The sequence below is a fragment of the Microbacterium sp. zg-B96 genome, assembly GCF_030246865.1.
Classification (GTDB): domain Bacteria; phylum Actinomycetota; class Actinomycetes; order Actinomycetales; family Microbacteriaceae; genus Microbacterium.
This window is the reverse complement of sequence record NZ_CP126738.1, coordinates 3,112,922-3,134,678: the sequence shown is the minus strand read 5'-3', so window position 1 is coordinate 3,134,678 and position 21,757 is coordinate 3,112,922. Positions and strand designations below refer to the sequence as shown.

Annotated in this window: 21 protein-coding genes and 1 riboswitch; of the genes, 12 read left to right on the top strand and 9 right to left on the bottom strand. The window is 71.1% G+C overall.

Annotated elements, in window-relative coordinates:
- The first annotated feature begins 4 nt into the window (after window positions 1-4).
- Window positions 5-553, top strand: coding sequence for a hypothetical protein (locus QNO11_RS14855; RefSeq protein ID WP_257507496.1), 549 nt, complete (start codon window positions 5-7; stop codon window positions 551-553).
- Window positions 554-578: 25 nt separating this feature from the next.
- On the opposite strand, the gene QNO11_RS14850 is transcribed toward QNO11_RS14855, so the two are convergent.
- Both QNO11_RS14850 and QNO11_RS14845 read right to left on the bottom strand, forming a co-directional pair.
- A complete protein-coding gene (locus QNO11_RS14850) occupies window positions 579-1,409 on the bottom strand; it encodes an ABC transporter permease (RefSeq protein WP_257507497.1) in 831 nt (276 codons plus the stop codon).
- Window positions 1,406-2,338 carry an ABC transporter ATP-binding protein gene (locus tag QNO11_RS14845; RefSeq protein ID WP_257507498.1) on the bottom strand — a complete coding sequence of 311 codons (933 nt, stop codon included), beginning with the start codon at window positions 2,336-2,338 and terminating at the stop codon, window positions 1,406-1,408. The genes QNO11_RS14850 and QNO11_RS14845 overlap by 4 nt, the downstream gene beginning before the upstream one ends.
- Window positions 2,339-2,408: 70 nt before the next feature.
- On the opposite strand from QNO11_RS14845, the gene QNO11_RS14840 reads away from it, so the two are divergent.
- The 3 genes from QNO11_RS14840 to QNO11_RS14830 all read left to right on the top strand — a co-directional run bounded on the left by QNO11_RS14840 (window position 2,409) and on the right by QNO11_RS14830 (window position 6,191).
- Entirely contained in the window at window positions 2,409-3,473 is a 1,065-nt protein-coding gene (locus QNO11_RS14840; RefSeq protein ID WP_257507499.1) for an enoyl-CoA hydratase/isomerase family protein, read from the top strand.
- A gap of 50 nt (window positions 3,474-3,523) precedes the next feature.
- Window positions 3,524-4,450: a J domain-containing protein gene (locus QNO11_RS14835; protein ID WP_257507500.1), complete on the top strand. Its 927-nt coding sequence runs from the start codon at window positions 3,524-3,526 to the stop codon at window positions 4,448-4,450.
- Between the two features lie 148 nt (window positions 4,451-4,598).
- Window positions 4,599-6,191, top strand: coding sequence for an SLC13 family permease (locus QNO11_RS14830; RefSeq protein ID WP_257507501.1), 1,593 nt, complete (start codon window positions 4,599-4,601; stop codon window positions 6,189-6,191).
- Between the two features lie 15 nt (window positions 6,192-6,206).
- Here QNO11_RS14830 and QNO11_RS14825 read toward each other — a convergent pair whose 3' ends face one another.
- Window positions 6,207-7,853 carry a D-alanyl-D-alanine carboxypeptidase family protein gene (locus QNO11_RS14825; protein WP_257507502.1) on the bottom strand — a complete coding sequence of 549 codons (1,647 nt, stop codon included), beginning with the start codon at window positions 7,851-7,853 and terminating at the stop codon, window positions 6,207-6,209.
- 38 nt (window positions 7,854-7,891) lie between these two features.
- A riboswitch (TPP riboswitch) is annotated at window positions 7,892-8,001 on the top strand.
- Here QNO11_RS14825 and QNO11_RS14820 point away from each other — a divergent pair.
- From QNO11_RS14820 to QNO11_RS14810, 3 genes are all read left to right on the top strand, one after another.
- On the top strand, window positions 7,995-8,642 hold the full coding sequence (locus QNO11_RS14820) for an ECF transporter S component (protein WP_257507503.1): 648 nt from the start codon (window positions 7,995-7,997) through the stop codon (window positions 8,640-8,642). Its footprint overlaps the riboswitch before it by 7 nt.
- 2 nt (window positions 8,643-8,644) lie before the next feature.
- Complete coding sequence (locus tag QNO11_RS14815) at window positions 8,645-10,204, top strand: ABC transporter ATP-binding protein (RefSeq protein WP_257507504.1); 1,560 nt, start codon at window positions 8,645-8,647, stop codon at window positions 10,202-10,204.
- Window positions 10,201-10,977 carry an energy-coupling factor transporter transmembrane component T family protein gene (locus QNO11_RS14810; RefSeq protein ID WP_257507505.1) on the top strand — a complete coding sequence of 259 codons (777 nt, stop codon included), beginning with the start codon at window positions 10,201-10,203 and terminating at the stop codon, window positions 10,975-10,977. Before QNO11_RS14815 ends, QNO11_RS14810 begins: the two co-directional genes overlap by 4 nt.
- Window positions 10,978-11,096: 119 nt before the next feature.
- Here the strand turns inward: QNO11_RS14810 and QNO11_RS14805 are convergent, their stop codons facing one another.
- Window positions 11,097-11,573, bottom strand: a complete 477-nt coding sequence (locus QNO11_RS14805) for a phosphotransferase (RefSeq protein WP_257507506.1) — start codon at window positions 11,571-11,573, stop codon at window positions 11,097-11,099.
- A 136-nt stretch (window positions 11,574-11,709) separates the two neighbouring features.
- On the opposite strand from QNO11_RS14805, the gene QNO11_RS14800 reads away from it, so the two are divergent.
- The 3 genes from QNO11_RS14800 to QNO11_RS14790 are packed head-to-tail and all read left to right on the top strand — an operon-like array spanning window position 11,710 to window position 14,122.
- Window positions 11,710-12,471: an SDR family NAD(P)-dependent oxidoreductase gene (locus tag QNO11_RS14800; RefSeq protein WP_257507728.1), complete on the top strand. Its 762-nt coding sequence runs from the start codon at window positions 11,710-11,712 to the stop codon at window positions 12,469-12,471.
- A gap of 8 nt (window positions 12,472-12,479) precedes the next feature.
- Complete coding sequence (locus tag QNO11_RS14795; protein ID WP_257507507.1) at window positions 12,480-13,298, top strand: enoyl-CoA hydratase/isomerase family protein; 819 nt, start codon at window positions 12,480-12,482, stop codon at window positions 13,296-13,298.
- Window positions 13,295-14,122: an SDR family oxidoreductase gene (locus QNO11_RS14790; RefSeq protein WP_257507508.1), complete on the top strand. Its 828-nt coding sequence runs from the start codon at window positions 13,295-13,297 to the stop codon at window positions 14,120-14,122. Before QNO11_RS14795 ends, QNO11_RS14790 begins: the two co-directional genes overlap by 4 nt.
- Before the next feature lie 51 nt (window positions 14,123-14,173).
- Here the strand turns inward: QNO11_RS14790 and QNO11_RS14785 are convergent, their stop codons facing one another.
- The 4 genes from QNO11_RS14785 to QNO11_RS14770 form a co-directional block, all read right to left on the bottom strand.
- The gene (locus tag QNO11_RS14785) at window positions 14,174-15,019 is read right to left on the bottom strand and encodes a Cof-type HAD-IIB family hydrolase (RefSeq protein WP_257507509.1); all 846 of its coding nucleotides are present in this window, start codon (window positions 15,017-15,019) and stop codon (window positions 14,174-14,176) included.
- A gap of 78 nt (window positions 15,020-15,097) precedes the next feature.
- On the bottom strand, window positions 15,098-16,537 hold the full coding sequence (locus QNO11_RS14780; protein WP_374113777.1) for a glycoside hydrolase family 1 protein: 1,440 nt from the start codon (window positions 16,535-16,537) through the stop codon (window positions 15,098-15,100).
- Window positions 16,538-16,596: 59 nt separating this feature from the next.
- Complete coding sequence (locus tag QNO11_RS14775; RefSeq protein WP_257507511.1) at window positions 16,597-18,444, bottom strand: beta-glucoside-specific PTS transporter subunit IIABC; 1,848 nt, start codon at window positions 18,442-18,444, stop codon at window positions 16,597-16,599.
- Between the two features lie 186 nt (window positions 18,445-18,630).
- A complete protein-coding gene (locus QNO11_RS14770) occupies window positions 18,631-19,533 on the bottom strand; it encodes a PRD domain-containing protein (protein ID WP_257507512.1) in 903 nt (300 codons plus the stop codon).
- Window positions 19,534-19,606: 73 nt separating this feature from the next.
- On the opposite strand from QNO11_RS14770, the gene QNO11_RS14765 reads away from it, so the two are divergent.
- Window positions 19,607-19,957 (top strand): VOC family protein, encoded by a 351-nt coding sequence (locus QNO11_RS14765; RefSeq protein ID WP_257507513.1) that lies wholly within the window; start codon window positions 19,607-19,609, stop codon window positions 19,955-19,957.
- A gap of 12 nt (window positions 19,958-19,969) precedes the next feature.
- Here QNO11_RS14765 and QNO11_RS14760 read toward each other — a convergent pair whose 3' ends face one another.
- Window positions 19,970-20,443 carry a GNAT family N-acetyltransferase gene (locus QNO11_RS14760; RefSeq protein WP_257507514.1) on the bottom strand — a complete coding sequence of 158 codons (474 nt, stop codon included), beginning with the start codon at window positions 20,441-20,443 and terminating at the stop codon, window positions 19,970-19,972.
- A gap of 68 nt (window positions 20,444-20,511) precedes the next feature.
- On the opposite strand from QNO11_RS14760, the gene rlmN reads away from it, so the two are divergent.
- Window positions 20,512-21,756, top strand: coding sequence for a dual-specificity RNA methyltransferase RlmN (rlmN, locus tag QNO11_RS14755; protein ID WP_257507515.1), 1,245 nt, complete (start codon window positions 20,512-20,514; stop codon window positions 21,754-21,756).
- Window position 21,757: the final 1 nt, after the last annotated feature.

Here is a 21,757-nt window from a genome sequence, read left to right as displayed (position 1 = left end):
AGACATGGTGACCCTCCTGCTGGATTCGACGCGGCTCGAGGTCGTGCTGTCGGCCACCGAACGCGCGCTTGCATTCCGTAAGGGGAATGTGATCGTCGCTCGGGACACGATCGCGAAAGTACAGCTCATCGACGATCCGTGGACCTGGCTGCGCGGCATCCAGAGCCCCGGCACGCGCCTGCCCGGTGTCGTGGCGATGGGCACGTGGAAGTCGGTCAACGGCGAGGACTTCGTCATCGTGCGCCGGCGCCGTCCCGGGGTCGTCATCGATCTCGAGGGCCACCCGGAGTTCCAGCGCGTCGTGCTGACCACGCGTCATGGCCTGGCGCTCGTGCAGGCGTTCCAGGTGGATGCCGGTGAGCAGCCGGCCGACGTCGTGGACCTCGCCACCGGCGCGGTGCCCACCGCGCCGGACGCAGAGGAACCGGCCGCCGTCGAACCGGCCCACGCGAAGCCGGAGCCCGCCGCCAAGCCGGCACGCAAGCCCCGGTCCACAGCGAAGCCGGCAACCGCGACGAAGAAGGCAGCCGACCCGAAGCCGGCCACGGCCTGACGCCCCCTGCCCGACCCGGCGATCCTCAGGCCACGTCGCGTCGCCAGCTGAACAGGTAGGCCAGCGCCAGGAGCCCCGCGGCGATCGCCAGCAGCACCAGGCCGCCGGCCCACCACTCCAGTGCGTCGTTCCCGCTTGCGCTACCACCGGTGAAGGCCGCGGCGTTGAACAGGCTCGCACCCACGAGCGCATCGGATGCCGCGCCGGGGAGGAACCGCACGACCTCGCCTGCCCCCTCGATGAACGTCACCAGAGTGCGGGCGATCGGCTCGATGAACTGTGTGAACACGAGCACGCCGACCACGGCGAGGATCTGGTTGCGCACGAGTGCCCCCACCGCGATGCCGATGAACACCCACAGCACGAATGCGAGGATCATCCGCGCGAGCATCGCCCAGATGTCGCTCTCGCCCAGCTGCGTGTTCACGCCCTGCATGGCCAGCATCGCCGCAGACGGCGCCACCGACGAAACGATGCCCACAACGCCGTAGAGCACACCCAGACCCACGCCCACGACGAGCTTCGCCGTGAGCACGCGACCGCGCCGCGGGGTGGCCAGGAACGTCGGGGTGAGGGTCTGATGCCGGATCTCGGTGGTCACCATGAGGGTGCCGATGAGGAGCGGAAAGACGTACCCCATCGCGGTGGCAAGGCTGTACAGCAGGGGCGGAAGCGTGTCGGGGCGCAGCCGTGGGGCGTTGTCCGACAGTGCTCCGGTAGCGGAGGCGCCGAAGAAGTACCCCAGCGCGGCGGCGGTCAACCCGACATAGAGCACCAGCAGGAGCACCAGGATCCACCACGCCGACGTGGAGAACTGTTTCGTGATCTCGGACTTGATCGTGCCGACGAGGTTCATCGCACCGCCCCTTCCTCGAAGGCGCTGGGATGGGTGCGCGTGCCGTCGGCCAGCTCGAGGAACACCTGCTCCAGAGACGGCCCCTGCCGCTGCAGCAGCGACAGGGCGACACCGGCGGATGCCGCGATCTGCCCGATCTCGGCAGGATCTGCCACCGCGACCCGCAGTCCCGCACGCAGCGGCTCGGTCCCCACGCCCGCGGCAGTCAGCGCCGCAGTCAGCGCGTCGCGGTCGGGAGCGTCGACGACGGTGGCGTATTCGCTGGGGTCGACCAAGTCGTCGATCGTCCCTTGGAACACCAGGCGCCCGCGGGCGATCACCAGCAGCGAGTCGACCGTCTGCTGCACCTCGGCCAGCAGATGCGACGAGACGAAGACGGTGCGCCCCTCGCGGGCGAGTGCCCGAAGCAGGTCGCGCATCCAGCGGATCCCCTCCGGGTCGAGGCCGTTGGTGGGTTCGTCCAGCACAAGCACACCGGGATCGCCCAGGAGGGCCGCGGCCAGCCCCAGCCGTTGGCGCATGCCCATCGAGAAGCCGCCGACCTTGCGCCCCGCGGCATCCGTCAGCCCCACCAGCTCGAGCGTCTCGTCGACACGGGATCTGGGTACGTCGGATGCCTGCGCAAGTGCGGTCAGGTGCGCCGCGGCGGTACGGCCGGGGTGGAAGCTCGACGCCTCCAGCGCTGCGCCCACGCTCTGCAGTGGGCGGCGCAGCTGCGCGTAGGGCGTTCCGCCGACGGTGGCGGTGCCGTCGGTCGCGCGCACGAGGCCCAGCAGCATGCGCATCGTCGTGGTCTTGCCGGCACCGTTGGGGCCGAGGAATCCGGTCACCCGTCCCGGCTCCACCCGAGCGGTGAAGCGATCGACGGCGGTCAGGCTGCCGAAACGCTTTGTGAGACCGGAGAACTCGAGCGTCTGTCCGTCGGGCATGCCGACATCCTCTCGTTTTCGGCCAGTCTGCCGGGGATGGGCGGTGAACGCGAGCAGATAACGTGATGCTGTGAGCCAGACCAGCCCCGAATCCCGCATCCGGGTGGAGCGCCGTGACAGTGTCGGGCAGCTGACGCTCGATCGACCGCGTGCCATCAACGCCCTCGACCTCGGCATGATCGAGGACCTGTCGGCGGCGCTGGACGCGTGGCGCGACGATCCCGACGTCGCGATCGTGCTGCTGGACGGAGCGGGAGAGCGGGGGCTGTGTGCCGGCGGCGACGTGCGCGGGCTGTACGACCAGATCGCGGCGGGGCAGCCGGCCGAAGCCGGCCGGTTCTTCCGCGCCGAGTACGCCCTCAACGCCGCGATCGCGGAGTACTCCAAGCCGGTGGTCGTGCTGGCCGACGGCATCACGATGGGCGGCGGCATCGGGCTGGCAGGTCACGCCGCGGTGCGGATCGTGACCGAGCGCTCCCGCCTGGCCATGCCCGAGACCCGCATCGGCTTCACCCCCGACGTCGGGGGCACCTGGCTGCTCGCGCAGGCGCCGGGGCGGCTGGGCGAATACCTCGGCCTGACCGGGACGACGATGGATGCCGCCGATGCCATCTACGCCGGGTTCGCCGACCACCTGGTGCCGTCGGAGCACCTCGCGCAGCTGCACCACGCGCTGCAGACCCGCGCCGATCCGCACACCCCTACCGAGCTGACCCTGCTGTTCGACGAGACGGCCGGGCCCAGCCGGCTCGAGGCCGCGCGGGAGTGGGTCGACGACGCCTTCGCCGCCGCGTCCGTCGCCGACATCGTGGTGCGGCTGCGCGCGCGGCCGGAGCCGGCGGCATCCGACACCGCAGACGAACTCGAAACGCTCTCGCCGACGGCGCTCGCGGTGACCCTCGCCGCCGTCCGCCGGGCGCGGGAGCTGCCCGACCTGCGCGCCGCGCTGGCGCAGGAGTACGGCCTGGTGATGTGGTTCGCTCACACCCAGCCGGACCTGGTGGAGGGGATCCGTGCGCAGCTGGTGGACAAGGACCGCTCACCGCGGTGGCATCCCCCGGTCATCGCCGACCTCGACCCGGGCGTCGCCGCAACGGCCCTGGCGTTCGTCCCCGACGTGCCGCTGTGGGGCTAGTGCCAGGCACGCGCGACTAGCCTGAAGGTTCCAGTTCCGGGGAGAGACTCGTGTTCGACAGTCCGCTGTCCGCGTCGGCGTACGACGTGCTCGCGGTCGACCCGTCCGCCGACGAGGACGCACTGCGCAAGGCCTACCGGCTGCGGTTGCGCCAGACGCACCCCGACACCGGCGGGGATGCCGCCGTGTTCGTGCAGGTGCAGCGGGCGTGGGAGCTCGTGGGCACCCCCGAGGCGCGGGCCGCGTACGACCGCGGGCACGGCTTCGCCGACACCCCGGCGCCGGACTACTCAGGGTGGAAGGCGCCAGCGGCCCGCCCCGACACCCGGCCCCGGGCCCGCTCGTTCGGGCACCCCGGCGGGTGGCGCCGCGAGCGCTACCTGAGCCTCATCCGGGAGTGGGCGGGGCGCGGCGTGGACCTGCCGGACCCCTATGACCCGGCGCTGGTGCGCACCGCCCCGCACGAGGTGCGCCGGCTGCTGGCCGACGCGCTCGCCGAAGAGGCCACCGCCCGGGTGGTCGCCGACCTCGGCATGGGCTACACCGTGTGGCACGACGTCTCGGCGCCGGCGCGCGGCGACCGGCCCGACGCGAAGCTCGACCACATCGTGCTCGGCCCGAGCGGGCTGTATGCCGTGCTGTCGGAGGACTTCGGCGGGCCGGTGCGGGTGCGCCGCGGCGAGCTGATCGGCGACGGCGTGGAAGGTGCCCCGATCGCGGACCTCGTCGCGCGGGCGCGCACGATCGCCCGCGCCGCCGGGGTGCGCTTCAGCGGCGCGGTCGTGGTGCTCCCCGACGACGACCTGTTCCAGCCGGTCGAGGAACTGGGCAAGGTGCGCGGGCTCCCCGTCGCGGTGGTCTCCCGCAGCACGCTGGCGACGGTGCTGCGCCGCGGCATGACCGGCGCGCGCGACATCGGCGGCAACGAGCTGTTCGACGTGCGCGCCCGCCTGCAGCGCACCGTCCGCTTCGTCTGACCCGCGGCATCCGCCCCCTTTCCAGACCGTGAGACCGCAACTGGTGGCCGAGACCGTGGGAAACAACCACTGTCTCGGCCGTCAGATGCGGTCTCAGCGGTTCGGGGGCGCCCGGGCGGGGCGCCGAGGGCCGGGGTACCGTTGATGGGTGGACCCCGTGATCGCGACTTTCGTCATTCTGGGGCTCGCAGTGGTCGCCTTCATCAGCGGCAAGATCCCGATCGCGATCGTGGCGATCGGGGTGCCGCTGGGGTTGTGGGTGACCGGCATCCAGACCCTTCCCGAGGCCCTCTCCGGGTTCGGCGACCCGACCGTGCTGTTCATCGCTTCCCTGTTCGTGGTGAGCGAGGCGTTGGATGCCACGGGCGTCACGGCCTGGGTCGGCCAGCAGGTGATCACGCGGGCGGGGTCCAATCCTCGCCGGCTGCTGGTGATCGTGGGGAGCATGGCGGCGGTGCTCACCGGGTTCATCAGCATCAACGGCGCCGTTGCGGCGCTGCTGCCGGTGGTCGTGGTCGTCGCGGTGCGGGCGGGCATCGTGCCGTCGAAGATGCTCATCCCGCTGGCCTTCGCCGCCAGCGCCGGGTCGTTGCTGACCCTCACCGGGACGCCGGTGAACCCGGTCGTGTCGCAATTCGCACTGACCGCGGGGGGCCGGGAGTTCGGGTTCTTCGAGTTCGCCCTCGTGGGGGTGCCGCTCGTGGCGCTGACGCTCCTGGTGGTGGCGACCCTCGGTCCCCGGCTGGTGCCCGAGCGCAGCCCCGACCGTCTCGGCGCCGCGCCCGACCCCAGCGAGGCCGCCCGCAGCTGGCGGGAGAGCTACGACGTCGACCTGTCGACCCAGTCGCTGTTCAGCGTGCGGGAGGGCGTGGCGGAGGTGCTCGTGGCCCCGCGGTCGAGCCTCATCGGGCGGAGGGTCTGGCCCGGGATGACCACGCGCGAAGAGGACCTCGTCATCCTCGCCGCCCGTCACGGCCGAGCCGAGGGGCAGAACGCCTCGCGCGGCTCCGGCGGCGTCGGGCAGTTGACGCTGCAGGCCGGTGACGCCCTGCTGGTGCAGGGTCCGTGGGCGGCGCTGGAGCGCTACACCCACTCACCCGACGTCATCGCGGTGACGCCGCCGCACGCGCTGCGGCGCACCGTGCCGCTGGGCCGCGGCGCCCGTCGGGCGCTGGTGGTCCTGGGGCTGATGGTCGTACTGCTGGCCACCGGCATCGTGCCGCCCGCGGTGGCGGGGCTGCTCGCGACGGGCGCGCTGATCCTCACCCGGGTCGTCACCATGCCGCAGGTCTACCGAGCGATCTCCTGGACGACCGTCATCCTCATCGCCGGGATGGTGCCGCTGTCGTCGGCATTCGTCTCGACCGGAGCCGCCGACGTCGTCGCCGATCTGGTGCTCGGCTTCACCGGGGAGACCTCGCCGCACCTGGCGCTGCTGGTGCTGTGCGTCGTGACGATCCTCCTCGGCCAGTTCATCTCCAACGTCGCGACGGTGCTCATCGTCGCGCCGATCGCGGTGTCGATCGCGGCGACGCTGGATCTCAGCATCCAGCCGTTCATGATGGCGCTGACCGTTGCGGGCGCGGCCGCCTTCCTCACCCCGATCGCCACCCCGGTGAACCTCATGGTGATGCAGCCCGGCGGCTACCGCTTCGGCGACTATTGGCGGCTGGGCCTGCCGCTGGCGCTGGTGTTCCTCGCCGTGGCGGTGCTGTACGTGCCGCTCATCTGGCCGTTCTAGCGCGGATGTTGGCGCTCAGCCAGCCAGGCCGAACAGTTCCAGCGGGTGCGTGAGGCGCCACCACGGCGTCGGGTCCTCGATCTCGGCGGCCAGGTGCACCTCGACGGTCTCCGCGTCCAGCGGTCCGGTCACCGTCAGCGTGCCGACGGTCGTGTCCGCCGCGCGGTCCTCGCCCACCGTGAGGTCCGACGTGACCGTCGCGGCGCCGCCGTTCCACAGCACGACCGATGCGTCGTCCGACGTCAGCATGTCGACCCGCTCGCCCCAGGCGGTCGTGACGACCCCCGCCACCGTGCCGGCTGTGACCGACGGGCGCAGCTGCAGCTCCGCCTCCAGCTGTGCCAACAGCGCCCGGGCGGCGGCAGTGCGCGTCTGGCTGGTGGGCTGCCCGAGCACCGAGGCGTACACCCGCACGGTCGTGTCCCCGACGAGCAGGTCCTTCGCCGCGATCAGGTTGTAGTGCTCCCACAGCGACCCGGTCTTGACCCCGACCACACCGGGATCCGCCAGTAGCGCGTTGGTGTTCTCGATGAGGCCCGCGCCGGGCAGTTCCGCCGTCGGCATCCGCACGATCTCGGCGACGACGGGGTCGGCCAGCGCCCTGTCGGCGAGGGCGAGCAGCGCCGCCGGATCGGCGGTGTTGTCATCGTCGATGCCGCTCGGATCGACCACGGTGATGCCCGACAGGCCGTGCTGGGACAGCCAGGATGCCGCCGCGTTGGCGAACACATCGTCGCTCGGCCACAGCACCGACGCGAGGCGGTCGGCGTAGTTGTTCGCTGACGCGATGAGGATGCCCTGCAGCAGCTGGTACTGGGTCAGCGTGCCGCCGGCGGGAACCGGCAGCGCCGACTCGCCGCGCTCGCGGTAGGCCCAATACTCGGACTGGTCGGCCCCCGTGAACTGAAACTCCGGACCCTGCTCGCCCGGCGCCAGCGGCATCTCGTCGAGCACCATCAGCACCGTCACGACCTTCGTGAGGCTGGCCATCGAGATCGGGTCGACGCTGGAGGCCGCGCTCGCGTCGATGCCGTCTACGCTGACGGCCGCGGCGCCGGCGGCGGGCCACGCGGGTGCGGCAGCGGGGGCGGCGACGGGAACCACGGTGCTTGGGGTCACCTGCGGTGGCAGGGCGTGCAACGGCCACAGCAGGGTGGTCGCGACGTACAGTGCGATCACCGCGAGCACGCTGAGCAGCGGCACCAGTACGCCTGCGCGAAACGGCGACCGGTGCGGGCGCCGCGCGAGCAGATCCGGGTGCACGACCGTGTAGGGCGCGGCGGCGGCATTAAGGCTCAGCGCCGTGGGGGCGGTGGCGAGGGAGTCCTCGTCTACCCACCCCAGTGCGACGTGCCGCGACGGCGCGGTCGGGGCTGTCGGTTGCAGGAGGACGGCTGCCGGGTCGGCAGGTGCGTCGGCGACGGATGCCTCAGCGTCGGATGCCGGAGGCTCCGCTGCCGGGGCTTCGGGTGCGGCGCCAGGGGTCGATGAGTCGCCGGCCGCGGTGTCTGGCGCGGAATCGGCTGGCGCGGAATCGGCAGGCGCGGAATCGGCCGACGCGGCATCCGTTCCGGCTGCGGCAGCCGTCCTCGCATCGGCGGGCGCCTGCGCGCGCGAACGGCGCGAACGGCGCGTCAGCGGGGGCGCGTCCTCGGTGGTCACCAGGAAAAGGTACTCCCTCCGCCCGTGGGTATACTCGACGCGACAACCACGGGAGTCCGGTGAGCCGGGCTGAGAGGAAGCGATCCACGCTTCGACCGTCGAACCTGATCCGGATCATGCCGGCGCAGGGAGGAGAACGAAATGCACGCATCCGCGTCTGCCCACGAAGCCTCGCAGGGCTCGTCCGATCGGCGCGTCCCGCTGTCCGAGCGCTGGCGCTGGCGGGTCGTCGACATCGTCGTCGCCAGTGTCATCGCCGTCGCCTGCGCCGCCGTGTTCCTGCTGTGGAACGTCGGCTACGAAGGTCCCAGCGCGCTGCTGAAACCGTTGCTGCCCGGCATCCAGGGTGTGTTTGCCGGTCCGTGGCTCATCGCCGGGGTGCTGGGCGGGCTCATCATCCGAAAGCCCGGCGCGGCGCTGTACACCGAGACGGTCGCGGCGGTGCTGTCCGCACTCGTGGGCAATCAGTGGGGTCCGCTGACGATCGTCTCGGGACTGGTGCAGGGCGTCGGCGCGGAACTGGTGTTCCTGATCTTCCTCTACGGCGTCTGGCGGATGCCGGTGGCGATCCTCGCCGGGGCCGGGGCGGGCCTGGCGGCCGGTATCAACGACCGCATCCTCTGGTATGCCGGGGCGGACACCCTGTTCACGACCGTCTACATCGTCTCCACGACCCTCTCCGGCGCGCTCATCGCGGGCCTCGGCGGATGGTTCATCGCGCGGGGGCTCGCCGCGACCGGGGCGCTGAACAGGTTCGCGGCGGGCCGCGAGGTCTCACGGCGCGTGTAGCGGTGCCGGCATCCACTGCCGTCCCGCCCGCCGCCGTCGAGGCCCGCGGGTGGGGATGGCGCTACGCGACGCGACAGGCCTGGGCTACCCGCGAGGTCTCGCTGCGCATCGAACCGGGGCAGCGCGTGCTGCTGCTGGGCGCGTCGGGCTCGGGCAAGTCGACGCTGCTGCAGGGCATCGCCGGCGTGCTGGGCGGCGCCGACGAGGGGGAGCAGGAGGGTGCACTGCTCGTCGGCGGCGAGCCGGCGGCGGCGTCGCGCGGGCATGCCGGCCTCGTGCTGCAGGATCCCGACAGCCAGACGATCCTCGCCCGCGTCGGCGATGACGTCGCGTTCGGGTGCGAGAACCTCGGCGTACCCCGCGACGAGATCTGGCCGCGGGTGACGGCGGCGCTCGCCGCCGTCGGGCTTGAGCTGCCGCTGGACCGTGCGACGTCGGCGCTGTCGGGCGGGCAGAAGCAGCGGCTCGCCCTGGCCGGCGTGCTCGCGATGCGCCCCGGTGTCGTGCTGCTGGACGAACCGACCGCCAACCTCGACCCCGACGGTGTGATCGAGGTGCAGGGCGCCGTCGGCCGGGGGCTGGATGCCACAGGGGCGACTCTCATCGTCATCGAGCACCGGGTGGACGTGTGGCTGCCGCTGGTGGACCGCGTGATCGCGCTGGCACCAGGGGGCGGCGTGCTCGCGGATGGGACGCCCCGCGCGGTGCTCGGGGTGGGCAGGGGGACGCGCGCCGCGCGCGCGGCCGAGCCGCGAACCCACACCGCCCCCGGCGACCTCGCGCGGCAGCTTGCTTCCGCCGGGGTGTGGGTGCCCGGCATCCCGCCTCGCGTGCCGCCGCCGCCGGCGGTCGCGCCGGGCGAGGCGCTGCTGTCCGCCCGTGGCCTCGTCGTCGCCCGCACCCCCGGCACCCCGGTCGCCGGTCCCGTCGACGTCGACGTGCGGGCCGGCGAGGTGCTCGGCGTCGTCGGGCCGAACGGCGCCGGCAAGTCCACGCTCGGGCTCACGCTCGCCGGGCTCCTGCCGCCGGCGGCGGGGCGCGTCGTGGCATCCGCGTCCCTTGCCGAGGGGGCAATCCCGCGCCGGCGTCGAACGGATGCCGGCACCGACCCGATCGCGTGGTCGTCGCGGAGTCTGCTGACCCGCATCGGCACGGTGTTCCAGGATCCCGAGCACCAGCTTCTCGCCCGGACCGTGCGGGAGGAGCTGGCCGTCGGTCCGCGCGCGCTGGGGCTGCCCGAGACGGACATCGCGGCGCGCGTGGACGAGCTGCTCGAGCGGCTGCGGCTCGCGCGGCTGGCCGACGCCAACCCCTACACGCTCTCCGGCGGGGAGAAGCGTCGCCTGACGGTCGCCGCGACCCTCGCCACCCGGCCGCGGGTGATCGTGCTGGACGAGCCGACGTTCGGGCAGGATGCCGCGACCTGGGCGGAGCTCGTCGCGATCATCGCGGGCCTGCGCGACGGCGTCGACGAACGCGGCCCGCTCGCCATCGTCGCGATCACGCACGACGAGGCCGTTCTCGCGGCGCTGCACGCCCGCCGGTTCGAGGTGCGCCGGTGAGCCCGGATGCCGGGAAGGGCCCGGTCGCACGTCGCAACGCCGTGGCCAAACTCGGCGCGGCACTGCTGATCGCGCTGCCGCTGGTCGCGACGATCGACCCGGTGTCGGCGCTCGTGGCGCTGCTGCTGGAGATCCCGCTGCTCATGGCGGCGGGCCTGAGCGCGAAGCAGTTCTGGCTGCGGACGCTGCCGCTGTGGATCGCGGCCCCGGCATCGGCTGTCACGATCGCGCTCTACGGCGCCGCGAGCGGCGAGGTGTACCTGGAGTGGCTGTTCGTGCGCGTCAGCGAGGGGTCGCTGCTGCTGGCGGCGGCGACGTTCCTGCGCGTGCTCGCGATCGGCCTGCCCGCAGTGGTGCTGTTCGTGACAGTGGACCCGACCGACCTCGCCGACGGTCTCGCGCAGATCGTGCAGCTGCCGGCCCGGTTCGTGCTCGGAGCGCTCGCCGGAATGCGGATGCTGGGCCTGCTCGCCGACGACTGGCGGGCACTGTCGCTCGCCCGCCGCGCGCGGGGCGTGGCCGACGCGGGGCGCGTGCGCCGAGCGCTGGGGACGGCCTTCGCCCTGTTCGTGCTGGCGATCCGGCGCGGGTCGGCGCTGGCGACCGCGATGGAAGCGCGTGCGTTCGGAGCTCCCGTCGCGCGAACGTGGGCGCGCGAGTCGCGCCTGACCGCGGGCGACGGCATCCTGCTGCTGACGGGAGCGGCGATCTCGGCCATCGCGCTCGCGGTGTCGATCGCGGTCGGCGCTTTCAACCCGATCCTCGGCGCCTGACCCCTACCCGCCCGCGCCCGCACCGCGAAGCGCAGGAGCCGCCGTGGGTGTCGCGGGCTATCGCGCGTCGAGCTCGCGCACGAGCCGCGCGGGCGCGGTCACCCGGAACGAGGCGTCGATCAGCTCCCCGAGCTCGGTGTCGTCGAGGTCGGCCAGGTCGATCCCGAGCCACCCCGACGGCCCGAGATACGAGGGCACCGAGAGTCGTAGGGGCAGGATGCCACGGGCAGCGTGTCGTGCATCGCCCGCAGCCCCTCGCCGATCGCACGCACCGCGGTCGCCGGCTCCGCCACCCAGCGCGGATCGACGGCGGACCGCCCCGGAACGGCTGCTGTCACGAGCCATTCATCCGCGCCATCCTCACCCGCGTCGAGTACGCGCGGCACCGGCGTGAGGGCGCCCGCCCAGCGCAGCCGTGCCGCTTCGGCGGCCAGCGAGGTCTCGCCGTTGAGCGGTCCGTGCTTGATGAACCGCCCGTCGTCGGTGCGGAACGTCACCCCGCCCGCGTTGTTGAGCCAGACCGGCGTGAGGGCGGCGAGGCCGGCGAGGGCGCGTACCCGGGTCGGCACGGTGATCGGCTCAACAGGGAAGGACACCGCATCATCCTGGCAGTCGACCGCGCTGCACCGCGCGCCCGGTAGCCTGTAACCGCGAGGCCCTACCATGGCACGCAGTCGCACCCAGCGTGAGACGCAGCACCAGTTCGGCGGCACCAGTTCGAAGGAGAACCAGATGGACATCGTCGGCGCATCCGCGCTCGTCACGGGGGGCGCGAGCGGTCTCGGCCTCGCCACCGCGCAGCGGCTGGCAACCGCCGGAGCGCACGTGGTGATCATCGACCTGCCCGGCTCTGCGGGCGCCGAGCGCGCCGCGGAGTTCGGCGGCACGTTCGCTCCCGCCGACGTCACCGACCCGAGTGAGGTCGCCGCCGCCGTGGCGACCGCCGCCAGCGTCGGACCCTTGCGCGTCGTGGTCAACTGCGCGGGCATCGCACCGCCGGCGAAGGTGCTCGACCGCGACGGCATGCCCACCCCGCTGGCGCACTTCGAGCGCATCGTGCGGGTCAATCTCATCGGCACGTACAACGTGATCGCGCAGGCATCCGCGGCGATCGTGCGCACCGAGCCCACCGCCGACGGCGACCGCGGCGTCATCGTCAGCACCGCCAGCGTCGCCGCGTTCGACGGGCAGATCGGCCAGCCCGCCTACTCGGCCAGCAAGGGCGGCGTGCACGCGATGACGCTGCCGATCGCGCGGGAACTCGCGCGCCACGGCATCCGCGTCGTCACGATCGCGCCCGGGATCATGGAGACGCCCATGCTCGCCACACTGCCGCAGGCCGCGCAGGACTCCCTCGGCCAGCAGGTGCCGTACCCGGCACGGCTCGGCCGCGCCGACGAATACGCCGCGCTCGTGCAGCACATCGTCGACAACGGCTACCTCAACGGCGAGACCATCCGCCTCGACGGCGCCATCCGCATGGCAGCGAAATAAGGAGAATCATGAGCGACGCCATCCTGTTCAGCGTCCACGACGGGCTCGCCCGCATCACGCTCAACCGACCCGCAAGTCTCAACGCCTTCGACGCCGCGCTCGCTCGGGAGTGGGAGCGCGTCACGGTCGAGGCCACCTCGCGCGACGATGTCGGGGCGATCCTGCTGGATGCCGCCGGCCGGGCGTTCTGCGCCGGCGGCGATGTCCGCGCGATGGCCCAGACGATGGGGTCGGGTCAGGACATCCGCGACCTCGCCGAGGTGATCAACACCGGCATCCGCGCGCTGACGGAGTCGGCCGTGCCGGTCGTCGCCGCGGCCCACGGCACCACCGCCGGCGGGGGCCTGGGCATCCTTCTCACCAGCGACTACGCGATCGTCGGCGCGGACTCACGCATCGGCAGCCTCTACGCCAACATCGGGCTGACTCCGGATCTGTCGGTGTCGGCCCAGCTCGCGCAGGCGGTGGGCGAGCGCCGGGCGCTGCAGCTCGTGCTGCAGGATCGGATGCTGACGGCGGACGAGGCTCGCGAGTGGGGGCTGGTGGCCGAGGTGGTCGCAGGCGAGGATGCCGAATCGACCGCCACCGCGGTGCGGGCACGCGCCGAGGAGGTCGCGCGGTTCTGGCTCGCGGGCGCCCACGGTGCCTACGGGCAGGCCAAGCGCCTCATCCGCTCCCGGCCACAGCGCACCTTCGCCGAGCAGCTCGACGAGGAGGCGCGTTCGATCGGGGCGGCCCTCGACACCCCCGAGGCGAAGGCCCGTGTGGCCGCGTTCGCCGCGGCATCCCGCAAAAACACTCCCTCGACCGCCAAGGAGACCGTATGAGCCTCGCCGGAAAGACCATCCTGATGTCCGGCGGGAGCCGGGGTATCGGGCTCGCGATCGCGCTGCGCGCCGCGCGCGACGGCGCGAACATCGCGCTGCTGGCCAAGACCGACACGCCGCACCCGAAGCTCGAAGGCACCGTGCACAGCGCCGCCGAGCAGATCCGCGCGGCCGGCGGCCAGGCTTTGCCGATGGTCGGGGACGTCCGCAACGACGACGACATCACCGAGGCGGTGCTGAAGACCGTCGGCGAGTTCGGCGGCATCGACATCGTCGTCAACAACGCCAGCGTGATCGATCTGTCGGGGTCGCTGGAGCTCGCGGCGAAGAAGTACGACCTGATGCAGGACGTCAACGTCCGCGGCACGTTCATGCTCAGCCGCACGGCGCTGCCCGTGCTGAAGGATGCCGGCAACCCGCACATCCTGTCGCTGTCGCCGCCGCTGAACCTCGACCCGAAGTGGCTGGGCGCGCACACCGGCTACACGCTGGCCAAGTACGGCATGACGATGGTGACGCTGGGGCTGGCGGCGGAGTTCGCAGACGCCGGGATTGCCGCCAACACGCTGTGGCCGGCGACGACGATCGCGACCGCGGCGGTGCAGTACGCCCTCGGCGGGGACCGGATGATGAGGGTCAGCCGCACGCCGGAGATCTACGCGGATGCCGCCTACGAGGTGCTCATCCGTCCCGCCGGGGAGCGGACCGGGCAGAGCCTCATCGTCGAAGACGTGCTGGCGGATGCCGGGGTGACCGACTTCGCGAAGTACGCCGCCGTGCCCGGCACCCCCGACAGCGAGCTGTTCCCCGACATCTTCCTCTGACCCGGGCCCCGTCCCCGGCTCGCCTGCAGGGAGCGGCCGTAACGCGCGGGGTCAGCCGGCGACGAGACCGTGCCGGACGAACGCGTTCCACACGCCGTCCTCGCGGACGCTCGTGGTCACCTCGTCGGCGCGTTCCTTCAGCTCGGGCTCGGCGTTGCCCATCGCGATCCCCACCCCGCACACCTCGAACATCTCGACATCGTTCCAGCTGTCGCCGATGCCGATCGACGCGCTCGGGTCGATCCCCAGGTGGTCGAGCACCTTGAGGATCGCCGATCCCTTCGTCGTGCCGCGCATGCCGATCTCGCCGTTGGAACCGCCGGGCAGCGGCATGCTGCCGGGGACGACGTGGAAGCGGTCGCCCAGCTCGGCCTGCGCGTGGGCGACGGTGTCGGTGGCCTCGCCGAGGAACACCGCCTTCGCCACGTGGTCCAGGTCGATCTCCGCCAGGTCGCGGAACCGCGGTGCGCCCTGCGGGGCGGTCTGCGGCTCGTCGGCCTCGGCGTGCACGCCCAGCCAGCGGTTCATCAGGTCCGCCGTGGCCGCCTGCACCTCCGGGGACGCATAGACGGCGGCATCCGTCTGCAGGAAATACGGGATGCCGCGGCGCTCGAAGTACGCCATCAGGCGTTCCACGGCGTCACGCGGCATGGCGTCGGCGACGATGGTCTCCTCCCCGCTGGTGGCATACGCGCCGCCGTTGGTGATGGCGCCGTCGAAGCCGATGGCGCGGACGTCGGGGTGGATGTCACCGGCGGAGCGGCCGGTGCTGAGGTAGACGAGGCAGCCGGCGGCGCGGGCGGCGCGCACGGCTTCGACGGTCGACGCGGCGATGGTCCTGCCGTGATCGAGGATGGTGCCGTCGACGTCGAGGAAGGCAATGCGGGGGGCGGTCACGTGGTGATTCTCCAGACGGTCGTGTCCAGGATGCCTCATGGGCACCCTGGACACGATTCGAGACAGCGGGTCAGTGGGTCAGCGGGTCAGCGAGGCGCCGTTGGTGCGGATGACCTCGGCGTACCAGTCGAACGACTTCTTCGGGAAGCGCTCGAGCGTGCCGGTGCCGTCGTCGTTGCGGTCCACGTAGATGAACCCGTAGCGCTTGCTCAGCTGGGCGGTCGATGCGCTCACCAGGTCGATGCAGCCCCACGAGGTGTAGCCCATGACGTCGACGCCGTCGGCGAGCGCTTCGCCCACCTGCACCAGGTGGTCGTTGAGGTACGCGATGCGGTAGTCGTCGATGACGGTGGTGACCCCGTCGACCTCGACCAGCTGGTCCTTCGCGCCCAGACCGTTCTCGACGATGAACAGCGGCTTCTGCCAGCGGTCCCAGAACTGGTTGAGTGCGATGCGCAGCCCCACGGGGTCGATCTGCCAGCCCCACTCGGATGCCTTGAGCGTCGGGTTGTGCACACCACCGAAGATGTTGCCCTCACCGATCACGCGGCGCGACTCGTCCGCCGTCTCGCAGATGCTCACGTAGTAGCTGAACGACACGAAGTCGACGGTGTTCTCCTTCAGGAGGGCACGGTCCTCGTCGGTGATCGACAGCTCCACGCCCTTCTCGCGCAGGCTCCGCAGGTAGTAGCCGGGGTACTCGCCGCGCACGTGGATGTCGCCGAAGGCGAGGTTGGTGCGGTCGGTGGTGAGCGCCGCGAACACGTCGGCGGGATCCGGAGTCAGCGGGTAGGTCGGCATCGCGAGGATCATGCAGCCGATCTGCGCGTCGGGGGCGAGCTCGCGTGCCACTCGGGTGGCCAGCGCGCTCGCGACCAGTTCGTGGTGCACCGCCTGGTAGAGGTCGCTCGGGGAGAGCTGCTCCTTGGGGGTGTTGATGCCGCCGGACATGAACGGGGCGTGGATGACCGAGTTGATCTCGTTGAAGGTGAGCCAGTACTTCACCCGGGCGCCGTAGCGTGTGAACAGCACCCGCACGTAGCGCTCGTAGAAGCCGATCAGGTCGCGGTTCACCCAGCCGTCGTAGGTCTCCGCGAGGTGCAGCGGGGTCTCGTAGTGCGAGATGGTGACCAGCGGCTCGATGCCGTGCTTTTCGAGTTCGTCCAGCACGCGGTCGTAGAACGCGAGGCCCTCTTCATTGGGCTCGGTCTCGTCGCCCTTGGGGAAGATGCGGCTCCAGGCGATCGAGAAGCGGTAGGTCTTGAAGCCCATCTTCGCGAACAGTGCGATGTCTTCCGCGTAGCGGTGGTAGAAGTCGATCGCGACCTGCTTGAGGTTGTCGTCGGTGGGACCCTCGGTGCGCGGCGTCGTGATGCCGTGCGGCATGACGTCCTGAATGGACAGGCCCTTGCCGCCCTCGTTGTACGCGCCCTCGACCTGGTTGGCGGCGGTCGCGCCGCCCCAGAGGAAGCTGTCGGGGAAAGTCGTTGCGGTGGTCATGTTCTCTTCCTGGTTCATGGTTTCCCCGGCGGGACGCGCGAGGGCGCCCCGCCGGGGAGGAATGGATGCCGCGCGGGTTACTTGGCAGCCAGTGCCGGCTGCTCCGCGATCGCGAAGAACAGCGGGTCGCCGTGGGCGATCGGGCCGGTCGCGGGCGTGCCGACCGTCGGGTACAGATCGGCGTTGGTCACCACGACCGGGGTCGTGAGGTCGTAACCGGCGGCGGCGATCGCGTCGAGGTCGAACTCCACGAGCAGGTCGCCCGCCTTGACCTCCTGGCCGCTGGTCACCTTGAGCGAGAAGTGCTGCCCGCCGAGCTTGACGGTGTCGATGCCGATGTGGATCAGCAGCTCCGCGCCGTCATCGTGGCGCAAGCCCACCGCGTGACCGGTCGGGAAGGCCGCGACCACGACGGCGTCGAACGGTGCGTACACGGCGCCCGAGCGAGGGATGACCGCGACGCCCTGGCCGAGGCCGCCCTCGGCGAACGCGGCGTCGGGCACCTGGGACAGCGGCACGGCGGTGCCGTCGAGGGGGCTCAGGACGGTGACATCCGTGCTCTCGGCGGGGATGACGGCGTCCTCTTCGGGGTCCTTGAAACCGACGATCACGGTCAGCAGGAACGGCACGATGATCGCCACTCCCAGGCCGATTGCGAGCAGCACCATGCTGCCGTTGCCGAACAGCGCGGGCAGGGCCAGGCCCGACGGGACCACGAAGCTCGTGGAGAAGACGCCACCGGCGGACATCAGCGCGCCGCCGAGGACACCGCCGACGATGCCGAACGCGAACGGGCGCTTGAGGGGCAGGTTGATGCCGTAGATCGCCGGCTCGGTGATGCCGGCGAGGAAGCCGGACAGCGTCGCGGGAGCTGCGAGGGACTTCAGACGCTTGTTGCGGGTGCGCACCCACACGCCGGCGACGGCTGCGGCCTGTGCGAGAACGGCCGCGAAGACGGGCGCGGTCAGCAGGATCTGTCCGGTCGTCTGGTACTCGAGGCTGAACAGCGGCACGAGGCCCCAGTGCAGGCCGAAGATCACGAACACCTGCCACAGGCCACCCATGAGGGCGCCACCGAGCCACGGCACGGTCGCGAAGACCCAGCCGATGCTGGTGCCGATCCAGCCACTGAGGATGGCGGAGATGGGTCCGATGACGACGAACACGAGCGGCACCGCGACGAGCACGATGATCATCGGAGTGACGAACCGGCGCACGGCGCTGGGGAGCTTGGCGTAGAGGAACTTCTCGGCGTGGCTCTGCAGCCACACGACGATGATGATCGGGATGACGCTGGAGACGTAGTTGACCATCGTGAAGGGGATGCCGAAGAACGTCAGGTCCGCCGCACCCACCAGCGGCGTGATCGTGGGGTACAGCAGCGCCGCGGCGATCGCGAAAGACGTGAATTCGGATGCCTTGAAGTAGCGGGCCGCCGTGAACGCCAGCGCGAGCGGCAGGAAGTTGATGAACGCGTCCGACAGTGCGTTGAGCACGGTGTAGGTCGACGTCGCGGTGTCGATCCAGCCGAAGGTGACGGCGGCGGCGAGGAAGGCCTTCAGCAGCCCGGTGCCGGCGAGGGCCCACAGCAGCGGGGTGAAGATCGCCGAGATCATCGAGATGAACCGGTTGAGCAGGTTCCCCCTCGGGGCATCCTGCGCGGGTGTCCCGCCGCCGCCGAGCTTCGAGATCTTGCCGAGCTCGGCGAACACCTCGGGCACGTCGTTTCCGATGACGACCTGGTACTGACCGCCGGCCTGAGCCGTCGTGATCACGCCGGGCGTGGCCTTGATCGCGGCGGTGTCGGCCTTGGCCTCGTCCTTCAGGACGAAGCGCAGCCGGGTGGCGCAGTGCACCACCGATTGCACGTTCTGCTCCCCGCCGACGCCCTTGAGGACGCCCGCAGCGGTCTTTGAGTAGTCCATCGGACCGGCTCTCCTTCTGCCGCAGCTCTGCGGCATCCATTACTCGGGGAGGTCGACGGGGTGTTTCCGGGCAACAAAAAAACCTGAACTCGTTCACCGCCGATTCCGGCGATGTGAGCTCAGGTTTTGCCCGCTGACGCGGTAACAATCCGAAGACGTCCACAGGGCGTCACCGCCCTGCGTCGCTTACGGTAGCACGGGTGTCTGGGTGGGTCCAGGCGAGACGTGCTGGGCGAGACGCTCGACGTGCACGATCACGTACAGCAGTTCCTCGTCGGTCAGCTCCGACCCGGTCGCCTCGCGGACGTACCCCTTGACCCGCTCCGCGATCGCGAACGAGCGGGGATAGCTGTGCTTGGCGAACTCGAAGAACGACGTGTCGCTGCCCCGCAGCATCGACCGGGAGACCAGCCGCTGCAGCAGGAACTGCACGTGCAGGATGAACCGCGCGTAGTCAGGGCTCTCGACGTTCAGGTCGACGCCGAGCCCCGCCTCCACCGTCGCCACGACGTGCTGCACGCGGCGGAACAGCAGCGCTGCGGTGCCGTTGGGCTCATCGCGGGTCGCGTTGAGCAGGTGCATCGTGAGGAACACGGCCTCCTCGTCGGGGAGACGGGTCTCCAGCGCCGCGCTGATCGAAGCGGCCATGCGGGTGGCGGCGGCGAACTCCTGCGGATGCAGCACCCGCAGCTCCGGCATGGAGGTCGTGGGGATGCGGATCCCCTGAGCCAGCCGCTCCAGCACGAATTGGATGTGGTCGATCACAGCCACGGTGAGGTGCCGGCCGAGGTGGTGACCGAGCGACCGCTCCGCCTCGTCGACGGCGCGGGTGACCGCCTCGATCACGGGATACGGCACGTCGGAGAGGATCTGGCGCTCGCGTTCTCCGTCGGCTCCGCCGTCGAGCACGAAGGTCTTCTCAACCTTGGCCGGGTCGATGATGTCCTCGGGCTTCACCTGGAAACCCAGGCCGCGACCCATGAGGACCCGCTCGGTGCCGGCGGCATCCACCGTGATGACCACGTTGTTGTTGAGCACCTTGTGCGCGACGACGGCTTTCGCCGCGATCGGCTTCGGTTCGGTGCTCATGGCCAGATTCTAGACGGGGGGATTTTGCGGCACCCGAGTGTGCCGCGATGACCCGCGGGCGTAGCGTGTCGCCATGACGGTGAGGAGCCTGTTTCCGATCCTGCGCACCGCCGACCTGGCATCGCTGGTGACGTTCTACGAGCGGGCGTTCGGGGCCACCGTGACCTACCGCTTCGAGGACGTGTACGTCTCGCTCGCGGTCGGCGCCGGCGCGCTGGCTGTCGGCCTGGAGCCGCAGGTGGTGGCATCCGATCGCGTGGCGCTCTGGCTCTATGTCGACGACGTGGACGCGGCGTATCGGGCGGCGCTTGCTGCCGGCGGTACGTCGGTGGAGGTGCCGGCGGACATGCCGTGGGACGAGCGGGTCGCGCAGGTGCGCGATGTCGACGGCAACCCGCTGTACCTGGGCGCCCCCGCGGGCTGAGCCGGGTGGGGGTCAGGCCAGCGGCTTGCGCAGGAAGACCTGCTCGGAGCCCTCGCCCGGTACGCGCTCGGACTCGCGGTAGCCCTCGCGCTCGTACAGGCGCAGATTCGCCTCACTGAGCGACCCGGTGAACAACTCCGCCGTCGTCGCGCCGACCTGTCGGCCGCGCTCCTCGACCGCCGCGAGCAGCTTCGTGCCGATGCCGCTGCCCTGCTGGTCCGGGGCGATCGCGAGCCTGCCGATCAGCAGCAGGTCACCATCGCGCCGCGCGCGCACCGCGCCGACGATGCGCGTACCGGCCAGGGCGACGCAGCCGAGGTTGGTCGCGAGCTCTGCGGTCAACTCGTCGAGCGTCTGGGTCAGCGGGGGCATGTCGGGGGCGCCGTAGATGATCGCTTCCTGCACGAATGCCGCCCGTTGCAGGGTCAGCACCTCACCGGCATCCTCGGGGCGGATGTCGCGGATCTCGATTCCGTCGTCACTCACCCCTCCACGCTAACGCCGCCGAACCGCGGATCGAGCATCCGTCCAGATGGCACGCGTACCCTGGAGGGATGACCGACTCTTCCCCCGTGCGCGCCACCAAACCGCGGCAGGTGCGTCCGACGACCGAGGGATGGTCGCAGCAGAAGGACGCCGAAGGCAGGCCGCTGCTGCAGTTCGCCAGCCCGAAGCGCGGCAAACCGCCGGTGCACCTGGCCGACCTCACGCCCGAACAGCGCGTCGAGAAGGTCAAGGAGCTCGGGATGCCGGGCTTCCGCGCCGCCCAGCTGGAGAAGCACTACTTCACGCACTTCACCGCCGACCCCGCACAGATGACGGACCTTCCGGCCGCCGGCCGCGAGGAGTTCGTACACGGCATGCTGCCGCCGCTGCTGACCGAGGTGCGTCGCCTCGAGACGGACAAGGGCGACACGATCAAGTTCCTGTGGAAGCTGCACGACGGCGCCTTGGTCGAGTCCGTCCTCATGCGATACCCCGGCCGCATCACCCTGTGCGTGTCGAGCCAGGCCGGCTGCGGCATGAACTGCCCGTTCTGCGCCACCGGCCAGGCGGGTCTGACCCGCAACATGTCGGCCGCCGAGATCGTCGACCAGATCGTACGAGCGAACCGCCTCATCGCCGAGGGCGGCCTGGGTGATCCCCGCAAGGTGGGCCACGAGGGTGAGCGCGTCACCAACATCGTCTTCATGGGCATGGGTGAGCCCCTGGCCAACTACAACCGCGTCATGCAGGCCGTGCGCACAATGGTCGACAAGAAGCACGGCATCGGAATGAGCGCCCGCGGCATCACCGTCTCGACGGTCGGTCTCGTGCCGGCGATCCGCAAGCTCGCCGAGGAGGACATCCCGGTCACGTTCGCGCTGTCGCTGCACGCCCCCGACGATCTGCTGCGCGACGAGCTCATCCCGGTGAACTCCCGCTGGAAGGTCGACGAGGCCCTCGACGCCGCCCGCAACTACTTCGACAAGACCGGCCGCCGCGTGTCGATCGAGTACGCCCTCATCAAGGACATGAACGACCACGCCTGGCGCGCGGACCTGCTCGCCGAGAAGCTCAACGCGCGCGGCCGTGGCTGGGTGCACGTCAACCCCATCCCGCTGAACCCGACCCCCGGCTCGATCTGGACCTCGTCCGACAAGGACGTGCAGGACGAGTTCGTGCGCCGGCTCAACGACGCCGGCGTGCCGACGACCCTCCGCGACACCCGCGGCAAGGAGATCGACGGTGCCTGCGGGCAGCTGGTGGCCACCGAAGACGACGAGCGCGCCGCCGAGGACGTCCCCGTCGAGGTCTGAC